Source organism: Paenibacillus sp. Y5S-9 (assembly GCF_036894235.1).
GTDB lineage: Bacteria > Bacillota > Bacilli > Paenibacillales > Paenibacillaceae > Paenibacillus.
Window position 1 is genome coordinate 979866 of the sequence record NZ_CP145887.1, and the last position, 26931, is coordinate 1006796.

Below are 26931 nucleotides of genomic sequence, written 5' to 3' on the forward strand. Positions count from 1 at the left end.
GATATGAAAATTGCATTAATGTTGGCGGGACAAGGAACTAAAATCAGCGAAGAAGTAAAAGAAATATGGCTGAAAAATAAACAAACACTAAAATGGATTGAGCAAGCAGAGGCACAATTGCAGGAGCCGATTCGAGAGTGGTTCTGCTCTGATCTAAGCCAAGACACAAGAAAAGCACAATTGGCAACTTATGTAGGGTCCATGTGCATGTATCAATTGTACCGGGAACATGTGGGTTTATATCCTAGTGTCGTCCTTGGACACAGCCTGGGTGAGATTACAGCGCTAACTATTGCAGGTGCATTAAGCTACAGTTCGGGATTAAAACTGGTAGATGTGCGAGGAACGGCTATGAAAAAAGCTATTGATACACAAGAAAGTACAGGCATGACAGCTGTGTTTGCTTCACCGGAGAAGGTAGAAGCATGGTTGGATGGTAGACAAGACATCTTTGTAGCCAATTATAATTCTTCCAAACAAACGGTTATTGCCGGTAGGAAGGATAATCTACAGGACTTCGTCAAACAAAATAAGATAGAGTCTGTTCCTTTAGGAGTCAGTGGCGCTTTTCACACTCATTACATGAAAGAAGCAGCTGAAGAAGTGTACAACCAGTTGAACAGTTTTACTTTTAATCCGTATTGGAGTACTGAAGTAATTAGTAACGAATTCGCAAGAACATATCAACCTTCGAATATTCAAAAAGGAATTTCCAGTCAAATGATAAATCCAGTTCGCTGGACTCAATCTGTAGATTACGCGGTGAAGCAGGGCGTGCAATTATTCATTGATTTATCTCCAAATGGGATGTTTGTTAAAATGCTTGGCAATCAGGTTCAAGTCCACACCCTACACAACGAAGAGCAATTCTCAAAGCTTATTAAGGAACTGAAAGATGATATCGAAGTCAATAAACACTACAGTGTCTTTTCTCGAGCGCTAGGAATTATTGTCTCGACCAAAAATAATAATGAAGATCCAGAAGCATATGAAAATATTGTGATTAGTGGATATAACCAGATTAAATCACAGATTGGAAAAGAGGCAACTGCGGAGGATGTGGAAAAAACGTTGTCATTGTTGGAGCTCATTCTTCGGACGAAAAAAGTTCCAGAGGAACAAATTATGCATTATCGTAACAAATTAGCCTGGAAAGCGGGATAATTCCCTAGAAGCTGAGTAAGGAGAGGAGGAGAACTATTGAGTTTAGGAGATATCGCCATTATCGGTATGGATCTTATGCTTCCAGGGTGTGTGAATATGAATGATGCATGGAATAAAATTCGAGACAAGCGAATTTCCGTAGGAAAATTCCCGAATAACAGACATGCACAGATTGGTGAACTGGTTAATGAGGATATATTCATGCCAGGTTCATACCTTGAACATATCGATCAATTTGATCATAAATATTTCAATATAGCACAAAAAAGTGCTGATTATATGGATCCTAATCAGAGAATGACTCTACTATCAGTCACCCGAGCACTGAATGATGCTGGTTGTCTTGAGAATATCCGCGGTACGCAAACCAGTGTTTACGCAAGTGTGAACTCTACACAGCAGTATCAATATCAATTATTGTTACAGCAGCGTAGGTTGAAACCGGATCTGCTTGGGATGTTAAACTCGACTATATCAAGTCGAATCCAATATATCTATGACCTACGTGGTGCTTCAATAATGACCGATACGGCCTGTTCATCGTCATTAGTATCTATTATTCAAGCATCAAATGATCTTAGACAAGGTATTATTGATCAGGCTATAGTAGTTAGTTCTAATCTTTATGTAAAACCAGGGTACAAGTCCGATAAACTGGTTGACATTTTGGCAACAGATGCGAGGACGCGCACCTTTGATGATCGAAGCACAGGCACATCCATTGGGGAGGGGGTAGGTTCTGTCATTCTCAAACGGAAGGAGGATGCAGAACGGGATGGTAACTTTATCTATGGTCTGATCCGTAGCTATGCCATGAATAACGATGGTCAAACGATGAATATGTCTTCGCCTAACCCGGATGCGCAAGAACGGCTGATAGAGCAGGCTTGGGCTCCCCTTCAGAATGAGATGCAGCAGCTGGCGTTTATTGAGGCTCACGGTACGGGGACGGCGATAGGGGACACGATCGAATTTGAGAGCTTGAGTAATTACTTTTCAGAGCGTGTTAAAACAAAACAGAAAATTGCTTTGACAGCATGTAAGTCCAATTTCGGACATCTGGATGTTACATCAGGATTGTTCTCATTGATTAAGTCGACCTTATCTTTACGTAATCGCTTAGTGTTACCTCATCCGGATTTCCAGATTCCTAATGAAGAGATTGATTTTGAAACATCGGCTTTCTATATTCCGGATCGTTCTGTTCCGCTGGAAGAATATGCGCTTGCAGGTATTAGCTCTTTTGGCATGACAGGTACAAACGCTCACGTTATTCTTCAACAATATAGCGGTTCGGTGCCATCCGAAGTTAAGGAGTTGCCACTGAATTTAAAGAGTTACTGGTTTCCATTGGATGAAAATTCATTCACAGTACAAGATGATCTTCAACGCTTGGAAACAGATGAGTGGCTTATCGTGCAGTTTCCTTTACACAGTAAGAGACAGTGGGAGATTCATGAACATCAATTCAATGGCAAACATCTGCTTGTAGGTACCAGTATCTTCGAAATGATAGCCCAGGGGTTAGGTTGTACACCATACACTCTTGAACAGTATGACATTAATGGTCTTCACATTATGAATCAGATGGCGGTTCAGGATGGTCCCCTAAACGTTCTACTCAAACTTGATAAGAAAACCTTAAAGGTGGTTGTAACATATACGACTTCAGGAGTGTTGAAGACTTGGCTTCAGTTTGAATTATATGATAAATCTTCAATGCACAATCCGGTAATAAGAGCGGCTACCCAGCTGGATCAGGCTATTAGAGCAGGAGAACTTGTGGAAGTCGCTGTAACTAGCCAAGTTGGAGGTGAAGGAGGAGAGGATATTGCTGTATCCCGAAGATGGGATGTAGTAGATCGCTTATGGGCTAATCAGGAACATACAAGAGCTGTAGTTAAGCTGAGACCTCCTTCAGATTACAAAGTGGAATTCTCAATGTATAACTTTTATCCCTCCATTCTCGATCCTGCCTTCAATGCACTAAATCGAATGGCTGAACCGGAACAGATTGTGTTTCCTTGGTATTGGAGTGATATCCGTTTTGAGCAGTTTGAACTTGTAGGAGATGAGTTCTATTCCGAAATAGAATTAGTAGATCGTACTATGGATGAAAGAGGAAACGTCATCCTCTCACTCAATGTTAAGTTGTTCGATGGACAGTGGAATCTTATTCTATCTGCTGATCATTATAAAGTAAAAAATGCTCTTAACAAGGAAGGATCGAGTTCATACTTTAAGCAAGAAGAGATTATACCCGCAACATTTGCACAACATTCGTATAGCTCATCCGAAGTGATCCATTTTGTACATGAATCCTTGCGTTCACAGCTCGAATTTGATAGTCCAATAGCTTATTTTACAGACCTAGCAGAAATCAGCGAAAGGGCGATGGGGCTTCAAGAGAAAGATATCATCCAACATGTGTACCTGTGGGACCGGAATTATACAGAGATAGATCGTATTGCGGATGAGACGTATACCCTTGGAAAAGTGCTAATTGATTTAAACAAAATACTGCATATGAAAAAGTTTTATTATGTAAATTCAGGAGTTTTGGGATACACAGGTAAGAAGACTGAATATGCAAAAATGAATGCTTTAAATCGTTCCATCGCTATGGGAGCCTATGCCTTAAGACTGGAAGTGAATAGTGAAGTCATTGTTGTGGATACAGACCATACATACTCAATGGAAGTAGGGCGAGTTGACTATGGGTCTGAGCAACATATTATTCACCGGGAAGGTAAGTTCTACATCCTGCGCTTGAAGAGTTTGAAAGTAGATGAATCATCCCAGGACAAATTCCCTGAAGGTACTACTGTACTGATTGTTGGGGCTAGTTCTGGAATCGGTGAGGCATACACAAGAGATTTGGCTGACCGATATGCTGACATCCAAATTTTAGCTGCAGGAAGAAGAACTGCGTGGGATGGTCTACCGTTAAGGGATAATGTGAGTTATCTCAAGTTGGATATATCTAATGAGGAAGAGGTTTCTGCTTTAGCTGCTCAATATCATGGCAAGCTTGATTATATTCTGAATTTTGCAGGTGAACCGGCTCAGGGATTGTTTATTACAAAGTCCAGGAATGAGTTTTGTTCGAAGACAAGAGGAAAAATAGAAGGTTCATATCTGTTGGGAATGTATTTCCCAGAAGCTAAAGAAATTATTCATTTCTCATCACTAGCTGGTGTTATTGGGGCAATGGGACAAGCGGAGTATTCTATGGCTAATGCGTATCAATCGGGCTTGTCCTTAACTAGTACGAACGTAAGAGTCCTCAATTTAACGGGTTGGCAGGATGTAGGTATGTCAGCAGGAATGGAAGATTATTATTTCGAGAAATTAGCCAGTGCAGATGGCATTCCACTATTAAATCTATTTATTCAATCAAATGCCAAGTCAGCTTCTATCTTTAAGTTAAAACGTGCAGCTGATGAATATTCTTCTCTCTTCAGTCCTGTTATGAAAATGCAAAAAAAGGAACAAGTAGAGAAGGTAAACACAGGTTCTAATCATGTTGAAGATCATATCGTTGCAGCATGGCAAAGAACGTTGGGTGAAGATGATTACGACTACAATGTTAGCTTCTTTGAACAAGGTGGGGACTCTATTACGATCGTACATTTATGTGATGAATTGAATCTTGCTTTTCCGGGACAATTCGATGTAACCACATTGTTCTCTATTGCAACGATACAGGGTCAAGTTGATCTTATTAATCAACTGGACAACCAGGAGGCAACGGCCGAACAGAGCGATGGTCATTATGATGCAGCAGAGATGTTAGCATTTCTCAATAAATAATAATTATGAAAGAGGCGATTGAACATGAAGGCGAGTGAGTATATCTTCGGTCAGATTCAAAAGGGCCAACTCGATTCAGCAGTAGGCAAAGGTTTGTTAGAAGAGATTATTCCAGATGATATTGCCATAGTGGGTATGTCGTGTGAATACAGTGATATTAAGGATACCTTTGAGTTTTACCAAACTGTCAAAAACGGAAAACAGGGGTTTAAGGAGTTTCCCAAAGGTCGAATTGGTTATATTCCCGAAGATCACACTTATCTGCACAACGGAGCTAAACATTTGAAGATTACACCTGAGGAATTCCTAGACAGATTGTGTAAAGAAAAGGGGTCGTATCTTGAGGATATTGATACCTTTGATTATGACTTTTTCGGTATTAGTCAGGATGAGGCTAGATATATTGATCCCACGCATCGTTTGGTTATGAAGCACTCCTATCTTGCTCTGGAAGATGCAGGTATTCGCTTATCGGATGTTAAGGATAGTAAAACGGCTATATATATAGGCAAAGACAAATCCATAACAGCAAGTTATCGTTCTGAGATTGAAGAGGACTCCAACCATATAAACTCAGGAAACTGGGAAGGCATACTGGCAAGTCGTCTCAACTATATTTATAACTTGTCTGGAGGTTCGTTTGTAGTTGATACAGCTTGTTCCTCCTCACTGGTGGCTGCACATCTGGCATTGAAGACACTTCGGGATAAAGAAATTGATACAGCAATTGTCGGCGGTATTGCACTCGGACTTTTCCCGCGTCAAGGTAGTGTACTCGATCAATACAGTAATGTGGAGACACCACGTTCCTTCCTGAAAGTATTTGATGCTGAATCTCAAGGAACAATCTTTGGCGAAGGTGTAGGTATTGTCATTCTTAAAAGGTTGAAGGATGCCATCGCAGACAATGACAACATTTATTCCATTATTCGTGGCAGTATGATTAATAGTGATGGAAAATCTAACGGTTTGACTGCTCCTAATCCACATGCTCAAAAGGATCTTCTACTGGATGCCTATACAAGCAGTCATATTTCACCTGAAACGGTAGATTACATTGATGCACATGGAACGGGTACGAAACTTGGCGATCCGATTGAAGTTCGAGGGCTAACGGACGCATACAAAAAATATGTGAACAAACGCGGTTTTTGTGCATTGACAAGTTTGAAAGAAAATATTGGTCATACCGTAGGAGCAGCAGGGGTAGGCGGACTGATTAAGATGTCGCTTGCACTTCGCAATCAGGAGATCTTTCCAAACCATTCTTTTGAAGCTCCGAATGAATATATCAAGTTTGTGGACAGTCCATTCTACATTCCTACCCAGGCTGAGAAGTGGATTAAAGGAAAATACCCGCGTCGGGGAGGAATCAGTTCCTTCGGATTCAGCGGCACCAATGCTCATGTGATTCTTGAGGAATACGAGCACGCTATAAACGAGTCGGATAATGATCAATGTGCCTTTCCATTTGTTTTCACTGCACAATCGCCTGATCAGTTAATCAAGATGTTGTACAAGTATGTGAAACATGAAGAATACATGAGTGCATATAGGTTACAAGATATTTCATATACCCTTATTCATAGAAGAAACTGGTTTAATACAGGTGTTGGTTTCCAGGCTAGCTCGATGGAAGAATTTTTGACAAAAGTAAGAGCTGCGATCACATTGTTGGAAGACCGAGTGCCAGCAGAAGGAATCTTTACGACGAATGACCATGAAGTAACAGCTGATATGAAAAAACTTATCCACTATCAATTGAAAACAGACTTTAGACAGTTTGATCTGAACGGACTTATTCAACTCAAATTGGATGGGTACGAAACAAAATTCGACGAATACCCGTATCAGAAGGCTAGAACTGTAACATTACCAGGTTACGAATTCAAATCTGATATTCTATGGGCGACAGTTAAACGATATAGTCCACCTGTTCAATCAGGCCTGAGTCTTTCAGTGAAAGCGACATTGATTCAAGAACAAGTTATTAGATCCGCCAAATCGGATGTATACCAAGTCAACTTATCCCCAGATGATTGGTTCGTAGATGATCATCGGATTGGAGGTAAGCGTACGTTCTCGGGGACCACCTATACCGAATTGGCCGCTGAACTAGCTTCCTTATATTTTGATGAACCTGCGTTTACGCTAGAAAAATTGTATTTCAAAAATCTGATTCAGCTAAATGACAAAACAGATAAACGTTTCCTGATTCATGTTAACAAGCTGTCCGCCAAGCAACTGGATATTGAGGTTCTCTCTTATGAGAATGATGATCTAGAGCAGTATACGACTCATGCAGTCTTTACCCTCAAACCTCAGGAAGTAATGGAGAAGCATAAGCTTGATTTGTCCTCAGAAGTACACAATCAATTGAAGCCTACAGCAATGGGAAGTACAGAAGAGGAGAATAACTTCTTTAAAGGGCGTTGGAACTTTATCGCTCAGGACTTCCGGATGGTTCATATGAACGATTCCAAATTACTTCTCTCACTTAATCTGCAAGAGGAATTTCTCGAAGATTTGGAAGCCTATCATCTGCATCCTTCCATGTTGGATGGAATTCTGGGGGCAATGGTATATGAGAGGGCTCAGGCTCGCCAGAAGACCTACCTTCCTTTGTCTTATGGTCGGTTTACCTATACAGGAGTAAGGTTCACCAGAAAAATGTATTCCGTCACCGAGCTTCTTTATGACATTACAGGAGATCATGATGTAATCACTGCGCATATTCATGTGTACAATGATCAAGGAGATCTTGTTGCTTATGTGGATAAATATATCATGAAGTCCTTCGCCAATATGTTATTTAAGCCTTATCTTCATACTATTGGGTGGGAACGTTCAACAGTTGAGTTTACAAATAGGGAAGTTGAACACGGGGCGGACAAACAAGTATTACTTATAAGTAATGATCGGGTTATCACGCCTGAATTTTCTACGATAAGTCGTGTGAATTATAAACAATTAGATCAGATAACAACGGGAATTAGATATGATGTGGTTATTTATGCACCATGGATTGGATTGGAAATAACTGATCCAGGGAAAATTGAAGAAGAGATGTTGAATTACTTCCTATTTGCCAAGACAGCTAACAAGTTGCTAAAAAGAGGCGCTAAATTAATTTTCGCAGCCGATCAGGGTCTTGCTTTGGAAAAAGACCAGCTTCAAATTAACCCGCTTCAATATGCAATGTTGAGTTCAGGTCGTATTGTGGGTTTGGAAAACACAGGTTTCACTACACAAATGATTCAGATCTCCGAGTTTAATATCAACGAGTTGTTACGGCTTGCTGCATTCAGTGAACTGGATGGTAAAAAAGTCATTGTTGATGATGGAATAATATATGAAGAATCTCTCATTGAAAATAAAGATTTGAAGCATCGACCCGTAAATTTGGTGAAAGACGATTGCGTTATTGTCACAGGGGGATACGGAGGCATAGGACTTGAATACATTGAGCAGCTACTCGATATTAATGCTGAAGTACACATAGCGGTATTGGGACGTACAGATATCCAAGCAGCCCTCGCTTCCAAACAAGAACGTACACCGTATGAAGACAGCAAACTTAATAAAATCAATAAGCTGATATCTAAAGGGGCTAACCTGAAGTTCTACCCTTGCGATATTTCACATGAGTCTGACGTACAGAAAGCGATAACTAAAATTCTAGCGAAATATAATATAGCTGGAATTATTCATTTGGCGGGAGTGCCAGAGGAAGGCATGTTGTTCTCCAAAATGGAAGATGATTTCAAAAACATTATAGCACCTAAGGTTACCGGGACACTTTTGCTCCGCAAGTATGTTAATACAGACAAGCTACAATTTTTTGTTACCAGTTCTTCAATGACTACAATTACAGGTTCTGCCGGCCAGTTCTCTTATACCGTTGCTAACGCATATTTGGAAGGAACAGCACTATCTGATTCTTTGATAACAGCAATACAGTGGCCAGGATGGAAAGAGACGGGAATGGCCCTTGATTTCGGAGATCTGGATGCTGCGGATGAACATCTCTTAATGAAGTCTGTTTCTAACATGGAAGGCAGAGAATATATTAAACTTTCGCTTCAGACGGGAGACTCCGGTTTTATTGCAGGTGAATTTAACACATCTAAGATAGGAGAGTATTTAGGTGGTTATATCCATCTACCAGGCGATTACGGTCATGAGAGAGCTCGTCCTAATTCAGAAGGAGAAGCAGAGGAAGATCGCCCATACCAGATCAAAGATTTTAGTTCTTTAACTGTTACTGGGACAGATCGCCAGGATGATGTTGAAAAATTTGTTACTGTTGTATTCGCTTCAGTGCTTGATCTCGATGAGATTGATGTGCAGAAGAGCTTTACCGATCTGGGTGGAGATTCTCTAAAAGCATTTGGCATTTACGGGCCTATTGCAGAGCAATTTAACATTGATATAGAAGTGGCTGATGTCTTTATTTACCCAACCATTGTGCAGCTAAGTGAGTATGTGAAAGAGCTGATGGAAGAGGCTGCGGCATGATTAAAAACAGTTCTCGTGTCGTCATTGTAGACTACCGCTGTGATATGCCGGCTATAGACGATTCGCATGCGGAGCAACTTCTCCAAAACAAGGACAGGCTCTGGGGAAACAGAATAAAGCAATTAAGTGAACGGTTCAGTCAAGATTTTCACGGAGCTAACTCATTCGAAGGGATCTTCTATCCATCAATTGAAGAAAGATTTGATTTAGAAGGCATAGTTGATGAAAAAACAAAATATTTGCTCTCCAGTGAAAGAATCACATTATCGTTGTTCCAGTCACTCATTAATCAGAATGTTATGACAACGAAACACGATGTGTTGGTGTCAAACGGAAGTGCACAGACGGACTTGATATCCAAATCGGCCTACTTGGGGATGCAGGACATTGATTTCATGAAGGCTGTAGAGTTGCTTGATCCATTGGCGTATCTGAAAATGCTACGTTTATCCAGGCCGCCAGCAATACAAATGGTAAGCGAAGCGTCAACTTCAGGTATTGGCGCTTTATATAGCGGATATAACGCCATAAAGAAAGGGAAGTTTAATACAGCCTTGGTCGGTGGTTCTTCCGCCAGTACGATGCCATTTCCACATGAGTTGTCCAAATTTGGGTTCGGTTCTGATCGATTCGTCCAACCGTTTGAACAAGGTGCTTCGGGGCACTATTTTTCAGAAGGAGGCGCTGCCTTTCTACTTAAAGAAAGGCAGCAAGCCCTTGCAGATGGAGATCATATTCTTGCTGAAATTAAAGATATTACCTTAGGCACTATGGGAAGTCCTGTAATTAATCGTAATGCAGTTAAAAAACTTGTGCTTCAATCTTTGGAAGATGCTGGTGTGCTTCCTACAGATGATATATTTATGGACCTCTATGGAAGAGGTAATGAGATTGATGATACTGCTGAGTTCTCCTGTTTGAAAAATGTGCAGAAGGTTTTCCCCGGTTTAAAGGGAGGATATCTTAAACAACATGCTCAATATATGATTGGATATTATGGATTAGTAGGATTATGTCGTTTGCTGGAATCGAAGAAAAATAAAACAGAGTTACAGGGCCGTTATGTTAATCAGCCAAACTCATATATAGGCAAGATAGAATCGGACCAATGGACGACTCAAGTGAATGACTACCATTGGATTACAATGCCCATGTATTCCATGCATGGTAACGTTTATAACTTAGTCATTCATATGGACGGTCATGAAGGATAGAGGGGGTAGCAGATATGCAAATGATATGTTTTCCTTATGCTGGAGCTCATGTAAATGTATTTGTTGAATTACAGAATCAAATAAAAATTAAGTATCCCCATATGCAGATCATGTCTGTGGAATATGCAGGGCATGGAAGACGCTTTTCTGAAACATCGCACCAGTCCATTCAAGAGAATGCTGCCGATCTTTACACGAAAATTACAGCAACAATGAACAAAGAAGAAGAGATCATTATACTTGGATACAGTATGGGTTCAATCGTTGCCTATGAAGTTGCACAAATGCTAATCAGGGAGGGGTACAACGTTGTCAAACTGATTTTTATGGCCGCTACCCCACCTCATCGTATAGATATTCGACACGAGGATCTATCAGGAGATGAGGAACTTCTTCTGCGCTGCAAACATTACGGATTGATTAAAGAAGGGCAGTTTGATTCTGCACAGATGCGTAAGCTTTTTTTGCCAGCATTACGCAATGACATTAATTCAGTTAATGCTTACAATGTCGTCAATAACTATCAGAGCCATACGTTTGATGAAAAAGTTCAGATTGCTGTTTTTCTAGGTCAGCAGGATCTATCTGTCACCGATGAAGATCATTGGACAGACCTTTCCGAGAATGATGTACAGTATCATTTCTACCCTTCTGGACATTTCTTCTTATATGATCACCAGAATCAAGTTAGTCTGGATGTTATTGATTTTATTACGAATTCGAATACTACTATTTTCTGAGGAGGGGTTAAGATATGAGTTTACTTGGAATGCTGCAGCAAAGTGTGGAGAGGTATAAAAACAAGATTGCCATTTCTGAAACGAATCGTACGGTTACTTATGGAGAGTTGAATGCTTTGTCTAACCAATACTATGACTGGCTAAAAGAAAAAGGGGTATCTGTTAATGAGATTGTTGCTATTGAATTGGAGCGAAGTATAGAAGCTATTGCTGCGATGATCGCTATATTAAAACATGGCGCAGCATATACGGTTATCAATAAAGACTATCCAGAGACTCGTAAGGAGTACATGAGACAGACACTGGATATTAAGATAACAATCGAATCTGTTTTTGAGGTAGATCATCAAAGAATGGAAGAGTGGCCATGTGTAACGAGATCAAAGGATCAAATGTGTTATGTCATTTTCACTTCGGGCACAACATCACTTCCTAAGGCAGTAGGAATTCCTGATCGTGGAGTGGTGCGATTATTACATGAAGAACGTTTGGAATGGGATCCGGCGAAAACAATTTCCCATATCAGTCCTCTTGAGTTTGATGCTTCAATTATTGAGGTCTGGGGAGGATTGCTTAGTGGTATGACCATTGCATTACTTTCCAAAACAGAGGTTCTGAACATTTATCTGGTTGAAAAACGAATTCAACAAGAAATAGATATCATGTGGGTAACGAGTTCCTTGTTTAACTTTTGGGTGGATAAAAAACCTGAAATGTTCAAGAAATTAAGTCATGTTATTGTCGGTGGGGAGCAACTAAGCTTGTCCCATGTACAGAAGGTTCTGCCGTTTACTAAAGTTATCAACGGATATGGACCTACGGAGAATACTGTGTTCACTACAATAGATGTAATGGAAGGTTCAGTGGATGAGATCGCGATAGGAACTCCATTTTTCGGAACGCAAGTATATATCGTAAATGAGCAAGGTCAAGAAAGTAACGAAGGAGAACTTTACACCGCAGGGAAGGGAGTCGCCTTGGGATACCTTGGAAACTCTGAGAAGACCAAGGAATCATTTGTTATTTGGAATGGCCTACCTGTGTATAAGACGGGCGACCTGGTACGGATGAATCCAGACGGCCGAATAATCTATATGGGAAGAAAAGATACCCAAGTTAAAATTAATGGTTACCGAATTGATCTTCAGGAAATCGAATCTACTGTAAAATCTTTGGGTATTTCCAACTGTCATGCATTTGTTCAGGATAAAAAGATCTACCTTGCTGTTACAACACGCCAAGAGAATATAGCAAGCCAACTGAAGCGATTACTTCCTATTTACATGATCCCGTCCAAAATAGCTTACGTTAGCGAATTGCCTTTGACAGGAAACGGGAAGACAGATACTAAAACCTTGTACGAGCATTATTTTCTTACAAAAAATAAAAGGCTCATTCGAATTTTACAGCGGTATTTGAATGCGGACATCACTGAACAGACAAATTTGTTTGAGTTCGCCATCGATTCAATTACGATCTGGGAGATTGCAAGAGAGATTAATCATTCGTTCCATAGCGATCTCAGCTTCTTTGATATTATTGAGAATCCAACAGTTAGCGAGATTACCAAAATGTTAGGAGAAGAATATGATGCAGCGTACAATTTATGATTTTTTGCTCCGAAAGTATGAGCTACATCAAGCGGGTCAAAATCCTTCATTTAGAAAAACATTTACGGGAAGTATGAAGTGGTATTGGGGATTGAAATTAATAGTTGTAGGTGTATACATTGTACTCTTTCTCCACTATGTAGGAGAGGATCAGTTTCTTCCTTCGGAAACATATTGGTTTATTGGTGGAATTGCGTTCTCATTATTCGTTATTACGTTATCCTATCTGAATATTTTTACAGCCTGGTTTGCCATCATGCTTGGAAAACATCGTAAATGGATAGACAATCTATTAATTATTACAGGTATTATCTTATGTATAAAACTCCCTGTGTATACGTTTGGAACTGGTGATGTTAACTTTTTCAATATACAGGATTCACTTCTTCTTCCCGGTATACTGATGATTGCTATGGGTCTCTATCGTAAAGTTCATTATAGATCTTCAAAAGTAGTACCTTGGTGTGCAGGTGTGAGTCTCTTTATCTCAGCAGTTATTCTAGTTAAGTTTCCAATTGATTCAATCGGCCAGAGTATTTATCTTGGATTTATAATGTTGGTAAATGCAGGTTTTATCATTGATTTGCTAGTGCTCTATATGCTGCACTTAAGATCAAGAATGATAGCACATTGAGGTGAATACGTATGATTAGTCCAAATCTGATTGCAATCAGTGAGCAAGAGATTAAGGCTGGTGACATCTTGAGTCCTTATGAACATGAAATCTACGATAACATAACCAATGAAAACAGAAGGAAAGAGTTTCTGGTTGGACGATATGCTATAAAAAAAAATCTAAAGGATCAAATTCCCTCATATCATGGGGAAATGAATAATATCTCTGTTGAATATGGGAGCCTGCGTTTTCCGGTGATCCATGACAATCTGTTCGAAGTAGGATTAAGTCATTCCAAGACATATGCTTTCTCTGTGCTTTATAGCAAGGATAACGTAGTCGGAGTAGACATAGAAACTATACGTTCCGATATTCCAATTGAAGAAATGCTTAGTAAAGCTGAGAAAAAGCTTATAGAACATCGTTATCCAGCCTTACAATTTGCCTATATGTTTTTCAGTTGCAAAGAAGCACTGGGGAAAGCGTTGAAAATGGGACTCTTGGCTGATTATTCAATCTATGAGATAAGTGAAGTTGTTTCAGAAATTATACATGGACAAGAAGTATTTCGAATACAATTCAAACGATTTCCGTTCCTTACAGCATATAGTTTTATGAAAGATGAAAAAGAAATCTGTAGTTTGGTTGTACCACAAAAAGTCGATGTAAAGGAGGTACTGGGATTACTCATTGCTTCCTGAGTCAAGAAATAAATAAACCACCACCAATTCCGTAGTCTTGAAGACTGCGAAATGGTGGTGGTTTTGTCTTTTCATGCAGTTACGTGACATTTTGAAGCGCTTATGACATATACAATGATAGATCATATACGGTTGTGATGGAAAGGAATAATAGTATGAAATGAACGGAAATATAGGTCTTTATTCCCTTAATATTAGTACCAGAGAGGTGATCAACATACAGGAACAAGCCGCAGTACATATAAGTTTAACGGAAACATTGGCTAGTAAAATTGCATTATGGATTAACAAGGAGCGTGATGGAGAACACATTCAATACTTAAAGATGAAGCTTGGTATTGAAACGTTATTGATTAATATCACTAAAAGTGTTTTGGTTTATGGTTTAGCTCTCCTATTAAATATGCTTATGGAAACGTTAATTGTACATGCAACGTATTATGCAGTCCGTCGTATATCATTTGGATTGCATGCCAGTACAAGCTTCAGATGCAGCCTGATCAGCATCATCTTATTCGTTGGTTCACCTTACATATGCTCGTACATAATGATTGACAACTATATGGTTTTGATTATTGGAATGATTTCTGTAGTACTTCTGTATCGTTATGCGCCAGCAGACACCGACAAATTCCCACTACTTGGAGTGGAGAGAAGAAAGAAACTGAGAAAAGCTTCTGTACGAACAGCAGCTTTTCTCACCTTTATTGCTCTGTTATGTCCAATTCACACGGTGAAAACATTAATGATGGCAGGCATGTTGTTACAGATCATTTCAATTCTTCCCGTAACATACAAAATACTTAAGAGGAGTGTTAGAAATTATGAAAAATATGAAACAGATGCTGTTGGACGGATTTAAGAATAATGTAGCGAAATCAATGGAGGTAATGGCCATTAAAAGTGGAGAAATTGCGATGGAAACGAGTTGTTCACTTTTTAATTATGAGACTAAAATCCCATGTGAGTTATTGTTAAAAAATAATAAATAGTTAAATATAACCTGCATTACCCTAATAGTCTACCTTACTTTGTACCCAGTTATAGACTGGTGAAACAGTAAGATAGACTATTTTGTTGATATATTTTACATTATTTCATATAATCATGATTATATTCTCATGCTAATGGATTATAATGTTTAATTAAGGATTAATTACAATATAGACTGAGGTAATCTTCATCACATAGAGAGAAGGGTTATTGATAATGTTATTGATTTTTGGCTCTATAATACAAATGGTAACCTTTAGTTTATCTATTCCTATCATGTTGAAGGATCACTTAAGTAAGAAGTATATTGCTTTTATGGTTACTTTTTCAATAATTCTTGGATATTTCTTTTTTTTAGTTATGGGATCAGCAAGTAGTTTTGTCGTTTTATTGTTTCTAGTAATAAGTGTATATTACAAGTCAAGAAAGCTTATCGTGAGTATTTTAATTCCAACGATTACGCTTATTTTCATGGTCATAAGTGACTACATATGTGGTGTAATAAATATCAATATTATTGGTGGTTCCAATGAATCGCTTCAAAATAATTCATTTTATATGTTACTCTCTTTGACGGGAATTATGTTTTTAACATTTCTAATGAGTGCGATAGCTAGGGTACTTCTTATAAGGTTGAGTGGTCATGATATCTTTTTAAAAAGATACGGTTTATATCTAACGATACTATCAATTTTTACTGTTGTGATTTTTTACATCAATATATGGATCGGTCAACGACAAGGTTTCTCAGATGAGAACATTCAAGCCAATAGTATTCTTTTTATATTCTATTTTGTATTGTTAATTGGAGTTTTTGTTGCCCTGACGCGAACAGTGATGAAAGAGTCATCACTTCAAAATCAACAGGAACAGTATGAACAATTAACGGAGTACACGGAAAATTTGGAACACTTATATACAGACATGCAGAAATTCCGACATGATTATATTAATATTCTTCTGAGTATGTCTGAATTTATTCGTAATAAAGATATGGATCAGTTACAAACTTACTTTGAAGAAAAGATCATGCCAATTAGTCAAGGGATGCAGTCTAATACATATAAGTTGGGGGCATTGCATAATCTGAAAATACAGGAGTTAAAAGGTGTCATCTCTGCAAAAATGATTAAGGCACAGGAATTGGACATTGATGCAGTAATTGAAGTGATTGAGCCTATTGAACGTATCAGTATGGATTCCGTGCAATTATGCCGATGTGTAGGGATACTATTAGATAATGCTATTGAAGAAGCAATTCATTGTGATGAACCACTTGTGAATTTAGCACTGATTCGTAACGAAAAGGGAGTACTAATTGTGGTCACGAACAGTTGTAGAGAGGAAACTCCTGAATTGTACAAACTTTTTGAAAAAGGCTTTTCAACTAAAGGCAACAATCGTGGACTCGGTCTTAGCAATTTAAAAGAGATGGTTTCGCAATGTAAGGGTGTTGCTCTGGACACCGAGCGCAAAGAAAAAAAATTTATTCAAGTAGTAGAAGTGCTCGAATCCTAGGTCAACAATGATGTGAAGAGATAGTCTAGTAGTAGAATATAGAATAACTCATTTTAAGTGGGGGGGAAAGGCATGTTGGAGATTTTTATTTGTGAAGATGATGAAGAACAACGCAAACGTCTAACCAAATATGTGACTGATTATATTATGATAGAGAACTTAGATATGAAGGTTGTTATTTCTACTGCACATTCTAGCGATATTATTGAATATCTCCAACAGAATAATACAACAGGTTTATATTTCTTGGATGTAGATATACAGGAGGAAAAGAGTGGAATTGCTCTGGGAGCGGAAATTCGTCAATATGATACTCAGGGAGCTATCGTATTTGTGACGACACATTCAGAGTTGACCTATCTAACATTCACTTATAAAGTTGAAGCAATGGATTACATTACAAAAGATAATTTTACTGATATACAAAAACGAGTTATCGAATGTATAAATACGGCAAATCAGCGATATGTGCAAAATAAGCAAAGCAGTCGTAAAGTATTTCAAACAAAGTCTGGGGATAAAGTCATTAGTATTGAATACAACGATATTTTATTCTTTGAGACCTCCCCACAATTACATAAAGTGATTTTACATGCCAAGAATCGCCAAGTTGAGTTCTATGGGAAGTTAAAGGTTTTGCTTGAAATGGATAACAGATTTTATCGGTGTCACAACTCCTATGTAGTGAATAAAGATAATATTGCAGAAATTGACTTTGCTACGAGAGAAATTCAAATGGTAAATGGTCAGATATGTTATGCTTCCAGTCGTTTTTTAAAAGGTCTAAAAGATATTGTACAAAAGTGATTAATTTTAGTCCTCCTGTAGTATAGCTGTTAACAGTTTATATAACAGGAGGACTATTTTTTTTCCAATTTTAAGGAAATTGTGAATTCGAGTTGTACAATGAATATGAAGTGAAACGATACATACCAGATGTTTGTAATGTATGCCCGTGGATTGTATTTTTTTATTTGAGTTTAAGAAATACTTGAGATCAATGTTGTATAGGCTAGCCAAGTGCTATTCAGCATTATATGGTAAGAGAAATTATATTGAATTAAATCAACTAAATAAATGTTGCAATTATTTTTATGGCATGGTATATTCTATTTCCGGCCAAAAAAACACGAGATACACGGTGCGTCAAGCAAACAAAATAAGCTTCGAAAGAATCTTAAAAAAAGAGCTTGCAAAGTTGGTTCGGACATGATATTATATAAGAGTTGCTGAAGAGAACAAAATTCGGTAACGAAATAAGTTTGATCTTTGAAAACTGAACAACGAGTGAGTAAACATTCTGCTTGCAGAATGAACGCGAAAGTTTGAGACGAGCCTTGGCTTGAATCGACTGGAGCACAAATGAGATTTTTAATCTCGTCAGATTCAAAATGAGCTTATCGCTCTTTTCAATACTTTATTGGAGAGTTTGATCCTGGCTCAGGACGAACGCTGGCGGCATGCCTAATACATGCAAGTCGAGCGGACTTGATGAGAAGCTTGCTTCTCGGATGGTTAGCGGCGGACGGGTGAGTAACACGTAGGCAACCTGCCCTCAAGTTTGGGACAACTACCGGAAACGGTAGCTAATACCGAATAGTTGTTTTCTTCGCCTGAAGGAAACTGGAAAGACGGAGCAATCTGTCACTTGGGGATGGGCCTGCGGCGCATTAGCTAGTTGGTGGGGTAACGGCTCACCAAGGCGACGATGCGTAGCCGACCTGAGAGGGTGATCGGCCACACTGGGACTGAGACACGGCCCAGACTCCTACGGGAGGCAGCAGTAGGGAATCTTCCGCAATGGGCGAAAGCCTGACGGAGCAATGCCGCGTGAGTGATGAAGGTTTTCGGATCGTAAAGCTCTGTTGCCAGGGAAGAACGCTTGGGAGAGTAACTGCTCTCAAGGTGACGGTACCTGAGAAGAAAGCCCCGGCTAACTACGTGCCAGCAGCCGCGGTAATACGTAGGGGGCAAGCGTTGTCCGGAATTATTGGGCGTAAAGCGCGCGCAGGCGGTCATTTAAGTCTGGTGTTTAATCCCGGGGCTCAACCCCGGATCGCACTGGAAACTGGGTGACTTGAGTGCAGAAGAGGAGAGTGGAATTCCACGTGTAGCGGTGAAATGCGTAGATATGTGGAGGAACACCAGTGGCGAAGGCGACTCTCTGGGCTGTAACTGACGCTGAGGCGCGAAAGCGTGGGGAGCAAACAGGATTAGATACCCTGGTAGTCCACGCCGTAAACGATGAGTGCTAGGTGTTAGGGGTTTCGATACCCTTGGTGCCGAAGTTAACACATTAAGCACTCCGCCTGGGGAGTACGGTCGCAAGACTGAAACTCAAAGGAATTGACGGGGACCCGCACAAGCAGTGGAGTATGTGGTTTAATTCGAAGCAACGCGAAGAACCTTACCAGGTCTTGACATCAGCATGACCGGGCTAGAGATAGTCCTTTCCTTCGGGACATGCTAGACAGGTGGTGCATGGTTGTCGTCAGCTCGTGTCGTGAGATGTTGGGTTAAGTCCCGCAACGAGCGCAACCCTTATATTTAGTTGCCAGCATTTCGGATGGGCACTCTAGATAGACTGCCGGTGACAAACCGGAGGAAGGTGGGGATGACGTCAAATCATCATGCCCCTTATGACCTGGGCTACACACGTACTACAATGGCCGGTACAACGGGCTGCGAAATCGCGAGATGGAGCCAATCCCAACAAAGCCGGTCTCAGTTCGGATTGCAGGCTGCAACTCGCCTGCATGAAGTCGGAATTGCTAGTAATCGCGGATCAGCATGCCGCGGTGAATACGTTCCCGGGTCTTGTACACACCGCCCGTCACACCACGAGAGTTTATAACACCCGAAGTCGGTGGGGTAACCGCAAGGAGCCAGCCGCCGAAGGTGGGATAGATGATTGGGGTGAAGTCGTAACAAGGTAGCCGTATCGGAAGGTGCGGCTGGATCACCTCCTTTCTATGGAGAATCGTTTCCTGCAACGGAAACATTCAAATATGCAGCTTAGCTGCAAAACACTCACTCGTTGCTCAGTTTTGAGAGCTCAAACTCTCAAACAGCTTGCTTTTGCATGGAGCTTGTTCTTTGAAAACTAGATATCGAAACGAAACAAACGCGAATTAGAACATTCCTTTTTAGCTGAACTTGTGTTAAACAAGTTTAATAAATTGGTACTTAATTGCTTTTGCGATGGTATTGGGTGGGAGCGACTTTTGGCTTTGGACGTAGTCCAAAACAAGGGAAGCGAGCAGTCAAAACCGGAGCAATATGGTTAAGCTACTAAGAGCACACGGAGGATGCCTAGGCGCTAGGAGCCGATGAAGGACGTGGCGAACAACGAAACTGCCTCGGGGAGCTGTAAGCAAGCTTTGATCCGGGGATGTCCGAATGGGGAAACCCAGCTGGGGTAATTTCCAGTTACTCACAACTGAATACATAGGTTGTGCAGAGGCATACCAGGGGAACTGAAACATCTAAGTACCCTGAGGAAGAGAAAACAATAGTGATTCCGTCAGTAGCGGCGAGCGAACGCGGAGAAGCCCAAACCAGAGAGCTTGCTCTTTGGGGTTGTGGGACGTCTCACATGGAGTTACAAAGGAACCGGTTAAGCGAAGAGGTCTGGAAAGGCCCGCCAAAGAAGGTAAAAGCCCTGTAATTGAAAGTCTGTTCCCTCCGAGACGGATCCCGAGTAGTGCGGGGCACGTGAAACCCCGTATGAATCCGGCAGGACCATCTGCCAAGGCTAAATACTTCCTAGCGACCGATAGTGAAGCAGTACCGTGAGGGAAAGGTGAAAAGCACCCCGGAAGGGGAGTGAAATAGAACCTGAAACCGTGTGCTTACAAAAAGTCAGAGCCCGTTTTAGGGGTGATGGCGTGCCTTTTGTAGAATGAACCGGCGAGTTACGTTCCCGTGCAAGGTTAAGGTGAAGAGCCGGAGCCGCAGCGAAAGCGAGTCTGAATAGGGCGATGTAGTACGTGGACGTAGACCCGAAACCGGGTGATCTACCCCTGTCCAGGGTGAAGGTGCGGTAACACGCACTGGAGGCCCGAACCCACGCATGTTGAAAAATGCGGGGATGAGGTGGGGGTAGCGGAGAAATTCCAATCGAACTCGGAGATAGCTGGTTCTCCCCGAAATAGCTTTAGGGCTAGCCTCGGAAAACAGAGTCGTGGAGGTAGAGCACTGATTGGGTGCGGGGCCCGCAAGGGTTACCAAGCTCAGTCAAACTCCGAATGCCATAGACTTACTTCCGGGAGTCAGACAGTGAGTGCTAAGATCCATTGTCAAAAGGGAAACAGCCCAGACCATCAGCTAAGGTCCCCAAGTGTGTGTTAAGTGGGAAAGGATGTGGAGTTGCACAGACAACCAGGATGTTGGCTTAGAAGCAGCCACCATTGAAAGAGTGCGTAATAGCTCACTGGTCGAGTGACTCTGCGCCGAAAATGTAACGGGGCTAAACACACCACCGAAGCTATGGCTTGATGCTTTGCATCAGGGGTAGGGGAGCGTTGTATAAGGGTTGAAGGTGTACCGTAAGGAGCGCTGGACATTATACAAGTGAGAATGCCGGTATGAGTAACGAAAAGATCAGTGAGAATCTGATCCGCCGAAAGCCTAAGGGTTCCTGAGGAAGGCTCGTCCGCTCAGGGTAAGTCGGGACCTAAGGCGAGGCCGAAAGGCGTAGTCGAAGGACAACAGGTCGAAATTCCTGTACCACCGTAAGCCGTTATGAGCAATGGGGGGACGCAGTAGGGTAGTGACGCGGACTGATGGATGTCCGTCTAAGCAGTAAGGCTGATGTGTAGGCAAATCCGCACATTGTAAGGCTAAGCTGTGATGGGGAGCGAAAATTATAGTAGCGAAGGTCATGATCTCACACTGCCAAGAAAAGCCTCTAGCCAGGTGAAGGTGCCCGTACCGCAAACCGACACAGGTAGGCGAGAAGAGTATTCTAAGGCGCGCGGAAGAACTCTCGTTAAGGAACTCGGCAAAATGACCCCGTAACTTCGGGAGAAGGGGTGCCCCGGTAGTGTGAATAGCACGAGGGGGCCGCAGTGAAAAGGCCCAAGCGACTGTTTAGCAAAAACACAGGTCTGTGCGAAGCCGTAAGGCGAAGTATACGGGCTGACGCCTGCCCGGTGCTGGAAGGTTAAGGGGAGTGGTTAGGAGCAATCCGAAGCTGTGAACCGAAGCCCCAGTAAACGGCGGCCGTAACTATAACGGTCCTAAGGTAGCGAAATTCCTTGTCAGGTAAATTCTGACCCGCACGAATGGCGTAACGACTTGGGCGCTGTCTCAACGAGAGATCCGGTGAAATTTTAATACCTGTGAAGATGCAGGTTACCCGCGACAAGACGGAAAGACCCCATGGAGCTTTACTGCAGCTTGATATTGAATTTGGGTACGATCTGTACAGGATAGGTGGGAGCCTTTGAAACGTGAGCGCCAGCTTGCGTGGAGGCAACGTTGGGATACCACCCTGATCGTATCTAGGTTCTAACCTGGTACCGTAATCCGGTGCGGGGACAGTGTCAGGTGGGCAGTTTGACTGGGGCGGTCGCCTCCTAAAGAGTAACGGAGGCGCCCAAAGGTTCCCTCAGAATGGTTGGAAATCATTCGAAGAGTGCAAAGGCATAAGGGAGCTTGACTGCGAGACCTACAAGTCGAGCAGGGACGAAAGTCGGGCTTAGTGATCCGGTGGTACCGCATGGAAGGGCCATCGCTCAACGGATAAAAGCTACCCTGGGGATAACAGGCTTATCTCCCCCAAGAGTCCACATCGACGGGGAGGTTTGGCACCTCGATGTCGGCTCATCGCATCCTGGGGCTGAAGTAGGTCCCAAGGGTTGGGCTGTTCGCCCATTAAAGCGGTACGCGAGCTGGGTTCAGAACGTCGTGAGACAGTTCGGTCCCTATCTGTCGTGGGCGTAGGAAATTTGAGAGGAGCTGTCCTTAGTACGAGAGGACCGGGATGGACGTACCGCTGGTGTACCAGTTGTTCCGCCAGGAGCACCGCTGGGTAGCTATGTACGGACGGGATAAACGCTGAAAGCATCTAAGCGTGAAGCCCCCCTCAAGATGAGATTTCCCAGTATGTAAGACCCCTTGAAGACGACGAGGTAGATAGGCTGGGGGTGGAAGTGCAGCAATGCATGGAGCTGACCAGTACTAATCGGTCGAGGGCTTATCCAAATATGCAAGTTCTAAATCGCATGTTTCGTTTCGAATCTAGTTTTCAGAGAACGATCTCTGAAATGTAAGCTACGCGTTTGGTGGCGATGGCGGAGGGGTTCCACACGTACCCATCCCGAACACGACCGTTAAGCCCTCTAGCGCCGATGGTACTTGGACCGCAGGGTCCTGGGAGAGTAGGACGCCGCCAAGCAACAGGAAGACACACTTGATGATATCGAGTGTGTCTTTTTTATTTTAATGTAATTTATTTTATGTAATTCATTAGTTCTGATTTGACTTGTTATATACATAAAATACTGGCGTTCCAATCCTTAAAGCTGTGATACAATAGGTGAGGTCTATATAGAAAACGGAAACACGCATAAGTACGAGGAGGAACAGTGAACACGATGAAATCAGCCCCGTTTATTGCCGTGGAAGGTCCGATCGGAGCGGGGAAAACAACGCTGGCAACGATGCTTTCCCATGAATTGAATCTTCCGTTAGTTAAAGAAATCGTAGAAGAGAATCCATTTCTGGCTTCCTTTTATCAGGATATCGACGAGTGGAGTTTCCAATTAGAAATGTTTTTTCTGTGTAATCGGTTTAAACAGCTGGAAGACACGGGCGCTCATTATGTAGAGCAGAATACCCCAGTCATTTCAGATTATCATATCTATAAAAATATGATTTTTGCCGATCGTACCTTAAAGGGAACGAAACGGGATAAATATCGTCAAATCTATCATCTGTTAACAGATGATCTGCCAAAGCCCAATCTGGTGCTCTATATTGAAGCTGAACTGGATACGTTGATGTATCGCATTAACAAGCGTGGACGCTCATTTGAGCAGGATATGGACCCGGCATATATGGAACAACTGATCGCCGATTACAAAACAGGAATGGATTATCTGGCGAATAGCTCAAATCCACCAGTAATCATTAAGGTCAATGCAGAGCAACTCGACTTTGTGGAACATCCTGAACACTTCAGGCAAATTGTTAATCAGGTAAAGGAGTATATAATATGAATAACTATGGCATTCCAACGAATGCATTAATTACGGTAGCAGGTACGGTTGGAGTGGGTAAATCCACGTTAACAGCTGCGCTTGCACAGCGTTTGAATTTCAAGACTTCTCTGGAGCAAGTTGATCATAATCCATATTTGGAGAAGTTCTATCATGACTTCGAGCGTTGGAGCTTCCATCTGCAGATTTATTTCCTGGCAGAGCGCTTCAAGGAACAGAAAAAGATTTTTGAACTGGGTGGGGGATTCGTACAGGATCGTTCCATCTATGAAGATACGGGCATTTTTGCACAAATGCATGCAGATCAAGGAACCATGTCTGCTACAGATTTCGAGACATACAGCAGTTTGTTTGAAGCGATGGTAATGACACCGTATTTCCCACATCCAGACGTGCTGATCTATCTGGAAGGCAGTCTGCCTTCGATTTTAAACCGTATTACGGAACGTGGACGTGAGATGGAAATCCAAACGGACCGTTCGTACTGGGAGCACATGCACGAGCGCTATTCCGTGTGGATTGATCAGTTTACGGCTTGCCCTGTGCTGCGTCTGAACATTGATGAGTATGATGTGCATGATCCGGCATCGGTGGATGCCATTTTGGCACAGATTGCAGCTGTCATTCAGCCTTCCAAGGAAGTGCAAAGGTAAGATAGAGCGAGTTTGCCAATATAGTTTTCTGGATTACAGAGGTTATATCTATGATATAGATACGGACAACGTCCCTTCTACGGCTATTATGCTGTTGAAGGGATGTTTTTTTATGTGCCAAGGGAATGATTATGAGATGTTTGTGGACAAAACTAAAAGGATATATTCGAGCGTATAAGGAAATGGATGCTTAATATATCTTTTCTATTATATAAATACATGGTCACCAAAAGTAGAAAAATGTTGAATAATAGGTCTTTTTGTGGTTTCATAGGAAAGGTGAATTCTGGAAAAGAAGCATATGCATGACTCAGGAGGGAAAGACAACGTGGAAGAGAAACAAGGAGTTAAAATCGGTATGCCGATCATTGGTGGCTTAATTGCAGCCATTCTGGGAGGCATCGTATGGGCAGCTATTGCCGCAATGACTGAGTATGAGGTGGGATTAATTGCGATTTTGATTGGAGCGCTCACGGGCTACGCAGTTGTGTTGTTCTCCAATAAACGAATTGCGACGGTGCATAAAGTCATTGCCGTACTTTTTGCGCTCGTCGGCATTCTGCTGGGGAAATATCTGACGGTGGTTTATTTTACTTCCGAACTGTTTGGTGATGTAAGCGTGATGGAACTCGTGTTTGATAGCGAGATGATCAGTGCGTTTGTGGAAACCTTCCAGGACTACTTCAGTCAACCGATTGATTTGTTATTCATCGTGCTTGCAATTGTATCTGCATGGCAGATTCCTGGACGGATGGCGAGAACCAGTTTAGCTACGGATGCATCTTCATCGGATCACGCGCCAAGAGCTTAATCGGATAGACGGTGGACGCTTGGCAGCAAAATGAAGAACGTTTGATAGAAGAAACTTAATGCTCATCATCCTAAGCACTTGTGAAAAGGTTATATCGAAGGACTGGTAGCAGAAGAAAAACGTAGTAAAGAGCATCTACTTTAAAAGTTATTCATAAAGTACTCAGAGTGAGCAGCAGTTAGGCATGTTCATATTGCGGCTGAGTTACTTGCATACATAAAAGGGACGATACGCCTTAGGGTGTACGTCCCTTTTGTGTATCCACTGGGCAGTAGGCGGGAAATGGCTCATAACCGATGTAATAACTCGGATCGATTAAAATTACTTACCACGACGTAACCCTAGTATATATCCAGCATGTTCATAAGGATAATTACAAGAAAGATATGTTCACCCCAGGAGGTAGGTTCAAATATCCTGATGGTCATTTACAGCGATAAAGCTGATGATGAGAGATTACTTTTACCACTAGAGGACAGAGCTCTAAGTTCCAGATTATCGTTTAAAGCGCATATCTTACGGCAATGAGAGTTGAATAATACTGTATGAAGTTGAAGACAGGGCTATATTATTTGTTTTGGTCAGCGAATACAGCCATGGCATCTCTCATGAATACTGCCAATCCATCGCCAAACTGATCAATATTACGAGTGAAGCGTTCATCGTCTACGTACATCTGACCAAGTCCTCTAAAGGCCTCAGGTGAGTAGCTTCCCATTTGGTTTAGCCAAGTGTACCACTCTTTGATGCCTGCCTGTGCCTCCGCAGATGCTGGTTCTGTGTGACGAAGTGAAGCCAGATGTTTGTAGATTTCGTTCATTTGATCGGATAGAGCTTTCTGATCCATGGTTGATTTACTGTGCAGCTTCTGGTTTGCCTGATCAACGGCATCGTCTCCCCACCGTTCACGCGCTTCCTGTTCATACGGATTCTGGCTAAAATCAAATCCTTCGAATTGTTCTTTGGCTGTCATTTTAATTTCTCCTCTCACGTGTAGAACTGTTCTATCAATAGTAGCAATCATCTGGTCCAAGCGTTGGCGCTTCTCCAGCAAAATAAGTCGGTGCATATTTAGTGCTTCTTCTGGATCGAAGGAGGGGTTGGTGATAATGTTTTTGATCTCCTTCAGAGAGAAGTCGAGTTCCTTGAAAAACAAAATCTGCTGCAACCGTTCCAGGTTGGCATCTGAATATAATCGATACCCTGCAGAAGTCACTTCGTCCGGGGTTAATAGTCCGATCTCATCATAGTGATGCAGTGTGCGCACACTGATCGAGGCAAGTTCGGCAACTTCTTTTACCTTCATGGCCATGTGTGAAACCTCCTTACAACACCGATTGTACAGTGTCACGTTACG

At 41.7% G+C, this 26931-nt stretch carries 16 protein-coding genes and 3 rRNA genes; 18 read left to right on the plus strand and 1 reads right to left on the minus strand.

All coding sequences use genetic code 11. The features are described from left to right. Positions 1–3: 3 nt before the first annotated feature. From V6669_RS04365 to V6669_RS04450, 18 genes are all read left to right on the plus strand, one after another. On the plus strand, positions 4–1164 hold the full coding sequence (locus V6669_RS04365) for an ACP S-malonyltransferase (protein ID WP_338591031.1): 1161 nt from the start codon (positions 4–6) through the stop codon (positions 1162–1164). Positions 1165–1200: 36 nt separating this feature from the next. After that, positions 1201–4977 carry an SDR family NAD(P)-dependent oxidoreductase gene (locus V6669_RS04370; RefSeq protein WP_338591033.1) on the plus strand — a complete coding sequence of 1259 codons (3777 nt, stop codon included), beginning with the start codon at positions 1201–1203 and terminating at the stop codon, positions 4975–4977. Between the two features lie 24 nt (positions 4978–5001). Further along, on the plus strand, positions 5002–9495 hold the full coding sequence (locus tag V6669_RS04375; protein WP_338591035.1) for an SDR family NAD(P)-dependent oxidoreductase: 4494 nt from the start codon (positions 5002–5004) through the stop codon (positions 9493–9495). Continuing rightward, a complete protein-coding gene (locus V6669_RS04380) occupies positions 9492–10709 on the plus strand; it encodes a beta-ketoacyl synthase N-terminal-like domain-containing protein (RefSeq protein WP_338591037.1) in 1218 nt (405 codons plus the stop codon). The genes V6669_RS04375 and V6669_RS04380 overlap by 4 nt, the downstream gene beginning before the upstream one ends. 14 nt (positions 10710–10723) lie before the next feature. Then, entirely contained in the window at positions 10724–11449 is a 726-nt protein-coding gene (locus V6669_RS04385) for a thioesterase domain-containing protein (protein ID WP_338591039.1), read from the plus strand. Between the two features lie 14 nt (positions 11450–11463). Then, a complete protein-coding gene (locus tag V6669_RS04390; RefSeq protein WP_338591041.1) occupies positions 11464–13059 on the plus strand; it encodes a non-ribosomal peptide synthetase in 1596 nt (531 codons plus the stop codon). After that, a complete protein-coding gene (locus tag V6669_RS04395) occupies positions 13037–13693 on the plus strand; it encodes a hypothetical protein (protein WP_338591043.1) in 657 nt (218 codons plus the stop codon). The genes V6669_RS04390 and V6669_RS04395 overlap by 23 nt, the downstream gene beginning before the upstream one ends. Positions 13694–13704: 11 nt before the next feature. After that, positions 13705–14376, plus strand: coding sequence for a 4'-phosphopantetheinyl transferase superfamily protein (locus V6669_RS04400; protein WP_338591045.1), 672 nt, complete (start codon positions 13705–13707; stop codon positions 14374–14376). A 160-nt stretch (positions 14377–14536) separates the two neighbouring features. Continuing rightward, positions 14537–15238, plus strand: coding sequence for an accessory gene regulator B family protein (locus V6669_RS04405; protein ID WP_338591047.1), 702 nt, complete (start codon positions 14537–14539; stop codon positions 15236–15238). Next, positions 15219–15368: a cyclic lactone autoinducer peptide gene (locus V6669_RS04410; RefSeq protein ID WP_338594834.1), complete on the plus strand. Its 150-nt coding sequence runs from the start codon at positions 15219–15221 to the stop codon at positions 15366–15368. The genes V6669_RS04405 and V6669_RS04410 overlap by 20 nt, the downstream gene beginning before the upstream one ends. Positions 15369–15585: 217 nt before the next feature. Then, the gene (locus tag V6669_RS04415; RefSeq protein WP_338591049.1) at positions 15586–16887 is read left to right on the plus strand and encodes a GHKL domain-containing protein; all 1302 of its coding nucleotides are present in this window, start codon (positions 15586–15588) and stop codon (positions 16885–16887) included. 72 nt (positions 16888–16959) lie between these two features. After that, complete coding sequence (locus tag V6669_RS04420) at positions 16960–17694, plus strand: LytTR family DNA-binding domain-containing protein (protein ID WP_338591051.1); 735 nt, start codon at positions 16960–16962, stop codon at positions 17692–17694. A 610-nt stretch (positions 17695–18304) separates the two neighbouring features. Further along, positions 18305–19857: ribosomal RNA gene (locus V6669_RS04425) — 16S ribosomal RNA — on the plus strand. Positions 19858–20168: 311 nt separating this feature from the next. After that, positions 20169–23094 (plus strand): 23S ribosomal RNA (locus V6669_RS04430). Between the two features lie 76 nt (positions 23095–23170). Continuing rightward, positions 23171–23287: ribosomal RNA gene (gene rrf, locus V6669_RS04435) — 5S ribosomal RNA — on the plus strand. The 16S, 23S and 5S rRNA genes sit together here, the layout of an rRNA operon. A 199-nt stretch (positions 23288–23486) precedes the next feature. Continuing rightward, entirely contained in the window at positions 23487–24110 is a 624-nt protein-coding gene (locus V6669_RS04440; protein WP_017690540.1) for a deoxynucleoside kinase, read from the plus strand. Then, entirely contained in the window at positions 24107–24763 is a 657-nt protein-coding gene (locus V6669_RS04445; protein WP_036672670.1) for a deoxynucleoside kinase, read from the plus strand. The genes V6669_RS04440 and V6669_RS04445 overlap by 4 nt, the downstream gene beginning before the upstream one ends. A gap of 328 nt (positions 24764–25091) precedes the next feature. Continuing rightward, entirely contained in the window at positions 25092–25574 is a 483-nt protein-coding gene (locus tag V6669_RS04450; protein ID WP_338591055.1) for a hypothetical protein, read from the plus strand. Positions 25575–26142: 568 nt separating this feature from the next. On the opposite strand, the gene V6669_RS04455 is transcribed toward V6669_RS04450, so the two are convergent. After that, positions 26143–26886, minus strand: a complete 744-nt coding sequence (locus tag V6669_RS04455; protein WP_338591057.1) for a MerR family transcriptional regulator — start codon at positions 26884–26886, stop codon at positions 26143–26145. Positions 26887–26931: the final 45 nt, after the last annotated feature.

Excerpts from the sequence above, each read along its gene's own strand:
- V6669_RS04445 (WP_036672670.1), top strand. The coding sequence starts at position 24,107 with ATGAATAACTATGGCATTCCAACGAATGCATTAATTACGGTAGCAGGT.
- V6669_RS04375 (WP_338591035.1), top strand. The coding sequence starts at position 5,002 with ATGAAGGCGAGTGAGTATATCTTCGGTCAGATTCAAAAGGGCCAACTC.
- V6669_RS04365 (WP_338591031.1), top strand. The coding sequence starts at position 4 with ATGAAAATTGCATTAATGTTGGCGGGACAAGGAACTAAAATCAGCGAA.
- V6669_RS04385 (WP_338591039.1), top strand. The coding sequence starts at position 10,724 with ATGCAAATGATATGTTTTCCTTATGCTGGAGCTCATGTAAATGTATTT.
- V6669_RS04400 (WP_338591045.1), top strand. The coding sequence starts at position 13,705 with ATGATTAGTCCAAATCTGATTGCAATCAGTGAGCAAGAGATTAAGGCT.
- V6669_RS04410 (WP_338594834.1), top strand. The coding sequence starts at position 15,219 with ATGCTGTTGGACGGATTTAAGAATAATGTAGCGAAATCAATGGAGGTA.
- V6669_RS04420 (WP_338591051.1), top strand. The coding sequence starts at position 16,960 with ATGTTGGAGATTTTTATTTGTGAAGATGATGAAGAACAACGCAAACGT.
- V6669_RS04415 (WP_338591049.1), top strand. The coding sequence starts at position 15,586 with ATGTTATTGATTTTTGGCTCTATAATACAAATGGTAACCTTTAGTTTA.
- V6669_RS04455 (WP_338591057.1), bottom strand. The coding sequence starts at position 26,886 with ATGGCCATGAAGGTAAAAGAAGTTGCCGAACTTGCCTCGATCAGTGTG.
- V6669_RS04440 (WP_017690540.1), top strand. The coding sequence starts at position 23,487 with ATGAAATCAGCCCCGTTTATTGCCGTGGAAGGTCCGATCGGAGCGGGG.
- V6669_RS04405 (WP_338591047.1), top strand. The coding sequence starts at position 14,537 with ATGAACGGAAATATAGGTCTTTATTCCCTTAATATTAGTACCAGAGAG.
- V6669_RS04395 (WP_338591043.1), top strand. The coding sequence starts at position 13,037 with ATGATGCAGCGTACAATTTATGATTTTTTGCTCCGAAAGTATGAGCTA.
- V6669_RS04380 (WP_338591037.1), top strand. The coding sequence starts at position 9,492 with ATGATTAAAAACAGTTCTCGTGTCGTCATTGTAGACTACCGCTGTGAT.
- V6669_RS04390 (WP_338591041.1), top strand. The coding sequence starts at position 11,464 with ATGAGTTTACTTGGAATGCTGCAGCAAAGTGTGGAGAGGTATAAAAAC.